The sequence below is a fragment of the Streptomyces sp. NPDC002130 genome, assembly GCF_040296465.1.
Taxonomy (GTDB): domain Bacteria; phylum Actinomycetota; class Actinomycetes; order Streptomycetales; family Streptomycetaceae; genus Streptomyces.
In genome coordinates this window covers 1-3,379 of record NZ_JBEOXI010000467.1, presented here as the reverse complement: position 1 = coordinate 3,379, position 3,379 = coordinate 1, and the positions used below count along the sequence as shown (strand labels likewise).

3 protein-coding genes are annotated in these 3,379 nt (G+C 70.8%); all 3 read right to left on the bottom strand.

Features of this window, described 5'->3' with window-relative positions; all coding sequences use genetic code 11:
• Positions 1-303: 303 nt before the first annotated feature.
• The 3 genes from ABT116_RS41145 to pgm all read right to left on the bottom strand — a co-directional run bounded on the left by ABT116_RS41145 (position 304) and on the right by pgm (position 3,163).
• Positions 304-789, bottom strand: coding sequence for an SRPBCC family protein (locus ABT116_RS41145; protein ID WP_351645322.1), 486 nt, complete (start codon positions 787-789; stop codon positions 304-306).
• 158 nt (positions 790-947) lie between these two features.
• Positions 948-1,235: a zinc-ribbon domain-containing protein gene (locus tag ABT116_RS41140; RefSeq protein WP_351645319.1), complete on the bottom strand. Its 288-nt coding sequence runs from the start codon at positions 1,233-1,235 to the stop codon at positions 948-950.
• Between the two features lie 287 nt (positions 1,236-1,522).
• The gene (gene pgm, locus ABT116_RS41135; RefSeq protein ID WP_351645316.1) at positions 1,523-3,163 is read right to left on the bottom strand and encodes a phosphoglucomutase (alpha-D-glucose-1,6-bisphosphate-dependent); all 1,641 of its coding nucleotides are present in this window, start codon (positions 3,161-3,163) and stop codon (positions 1,523-1,525) included.
• Positions 3,164-3,379: the final 216 nt, after the last annotated feature.

Here is a 3,379-nt window from a genome sequence, read left to right as displayed (position 1 = left end):
CGGGCGCCCCCGAGGCGTCCCCGGCGCCCGTGACTATCTTCATCGTCTTGGGGCTGGCCGCGGCGAAGACGTCGGCCGGGGCGCAGTCGAGGGATCCGTACCGATGGTGTGAACCTCGGCCTCCATGTTCGGCGACGCCCCCAACAGGCCGAGGAGGCCGATATGGACAGGTGCATGTCATGACGTTGGCCGAAACTTCACGCGCTCGGCGCCGAGCGGGGACGCCCGGGCACAGAAGAACCCGGCCTCACGTGGAGGCCGGGTTCGGGGAGTGCCGCTGGTGTCAGAAGAGTGCGGCCGGTGTCAGAGGATGGGGCCGGCGCCGCCGGGGCCGCCCGGCTCGACGCGGCCGCGCCATGCGCCGGATTCGACTCCGCGCTCTTCGATGTACTGCTTGAAGCGCTTCATGTCGCCCTTCACCCGGCGGTCGATCGTGCCCATCATGTCCGCCGCCTTCTCCACGGCACCACTGGGCTCGACATCCATCACGAGCTCCACCCTGGTGTGGTTGTCGTCGAGACGCTCGAAGCGGACGGAACCCCTCTGGTGGGTGTCTCCGCTGGTCGTGCGCCACGTGACCCGCTCGTCGGCCAGCTGGTCGACGATCTCGGTGTCGAATTCGCGCCGTACCCCACCCATCTTGGTGGTCCAGTGGTTGTGGCGGTCGTCCAGCTGCCTGACCTCCTCGACGCCCTCCATGAAGTTCGGGAACTCCTCGAACTGCGTCCACTGGTTGTAGGCGGTGTGGACGGGGACGTCGACTTCCACGGTTTCCTTGATGGTGCTCATCTGACTGCCTCCGTATTCACTGATCGACTGCAGGAGGCCCATCGGCCCACTCAGGTCCGGGCCCGTGGAGGCCGAGTACCCGGGATGCTCCGGTTGCCACCTCGGATTGATCAGTGACCGGCGTCGAGGCCCGTGCCGGCGTCGGCCGGGCCGCCGGATCAGAACCGGTCGTGCTGCTGCGGCTGCCCGTACGCCTGGCCGCTCGGGCCGTTCGCGCTCTGGGTCTGCAGCTGCTCGGCCTGCTCCTTGGTCACCTTCTGTTCCGCGCCGCAGAAGGTGCACTGCGTCAGGTACTTCGTCGAGATCGGGAACAGCGGGACGAAGAACAGGGTGAACTTCGTGACGCGCTTCCTGAGCGTGTGGGCGGCGGGGTTTCCGCACTGACCGCACACCAGCGTCAGTATCGCCAGCTGGTAGAGATATCCCTTGGTGCCGAAGATGATCACGTGTCGGTCCTTCCCGGTCGGATCTTCATCCAGTGTCCTGTATCGCGGACACGTCGGGGGCGCCGGCCCCTCGTTCGTGTGGAGCGCCCGGCGCGGACTGAACCAGTCGCGTGACGGCGGAGCGGGTGTCTGTCTCCCCTGACGCCGATACGGTTCCGCGGACACCACGATCTCATCCGGAACGTCGGCGGCGCATGTCGTGCCGCCCGCCCGCCGCCTGCGCGGCTGACGGCGCGGGCACGGCCCGGGCCACCTGAGCGTGGCCCGGGCCGTGTTGTGCCCAGGGGTCAGCCGGACAGGGCCGTCAGCACCACGGACTTGGCCTCCTCCTGGACCCGGCCGAGGTGGTCCGGGCCGAGGAACGACTCGGCGTAGATCTTGTAGACGTCCTCGGTGCCCGAGGGGCGGGCCGCGAACCAGGCGTTGTCCGTGGTCACCTTGATGCCGCCGATGGCCGCGCCGTTCCCGGGGGCCTCGGTGAGCACCGCGGTGACCGCGTCCCCGGCCAGGGTGTCGGCCGTGACCTGGGCCGGGGAGAGCTTGGCGAGCAGGGCCTTCTCCTCGCGGGTCGCGGGGGCGTCGATGCGCGCGTACGCCGGTTCGCCGAAGCGGGCGGTCAGTGCCGCGTAGTGCTCGGAGGGGGTCTTCCCGGTGACCGCCGTGATCTCGGCGGCGAGCAGCGCGAGGAGGATGCCGTCCTTGTCCGTGGTCCACACGGAGCCGTCCCGGCGCAGGAAGGACGCCCCGGCGGACTCCTCACCGCCGAAGCCGATGGTGCCGCCCGCCAGTCCGTCCACGAACCACTTGAAGCCGACGGGCACCTCGACCAGCTCGCGGCCCAGGTCGGCGGCGACCCGGTCGATCATGGCGGAGGAGACCAGGGTCTTGCCGATGCCGGTGGTGGCCGGCCAGCGGTCGCGGTGGGCGTAGAGGTAGGAGATGGCGACGGCCAGGTAGTGGTTGGGGTTCATCAGGCCCGCGTCCGGGGTGACGATGCCGTGGCGGTCGGCGTCGGCGTCGTTGCCGGTGGAGATCCGGAAGCGGTCGCGCTGCTCGATGAGCGAGGCCATCGCGTACGGCGACGAGCAGTCCATGCGGATCTTCCCGTCCCAGTCCAGCGTCATGAACCGCCAGGTGGGGTCGGTGTGCGGGTTGACCACGGTCAGGTCGAGGCCGTGCTGTTCGGCGATGCGGCCCCAGTAGGCGACCGACGCCCCGCCGAGCGGGTCGGCTCCGATGCGGACGCCCGCCGTGCGGATCGCGTCCAGGTCGAGCACGCCGGGCAGATCGGCGACGTAGGTGCCGAGGAAGTCGTAGCGGCCGGTGGTGGGTGCCGCCAGGGCGCGCGCGTAGGGGACGCGCCGTACGTCCTTCAGGCCGCTGCGGATGATCTCGTTCGCCCGGTCCTGGATCCAGGAGGTCGCGTCGGAGGCGGCGGGGCCTCCGCTGGGCGGGTTGTACTTGAACCCGCCGTCGGCGGGCGGGTTGTGGGAGGGCGTGACGACGACGCCGTCCGCGAGGCCGGTCGTGCGGCCCCGGTTGTGGGTGAGGATGGCGTGCGAGACGGCCGGGGTCGGTGTGTAGCCGTCCGCGTCGTCGATCAGCACGGTCACCTCGTTGGCGGCGAACACCTCCAGGGCGGTGACGCGCGCGGGCTCCGACAGGGCGTGGGTGTCGGCGCCCAGGAAGAGGGGGCCGTCGATTCCCTGGCCGGCCCGGTACTCGCAGATGGCCTGGCTGGTCGCGGCGATGTGGTCGTCGTTGAACGCGTTCGCCAGGGACGAGCCGCGGTGTCCCGAGGTCCCGAACGTGACGCGCTGGCCCGGGTCGTCCAGGTCGGGGCGGCGCGCGTAGTACGCGGTGACCAGCCGAGCGACGTCGACGAGATCCTCGGGTCCGGCCGGACTGCCCGCTCGCTCGTGCTGCATGGGCCCGCTCCTCCGCATGGGTTGATCCTTCGTGTGCGGTCCCATCCTTTCTCGTCACGGCGGGGCCGCGCGAGGGGCACGCCCCGGCGAGGGTCGGATGTGCGCCAGACCACGTGGGAGGGGGCGGCTCGGATCACGGGGAAGGCGGCGCGACGCGCCACCGGATCGCGGCCCGGGCGGCGGCGCGGCGGATGGCGTGGCTGCTGGGCGAGAAGC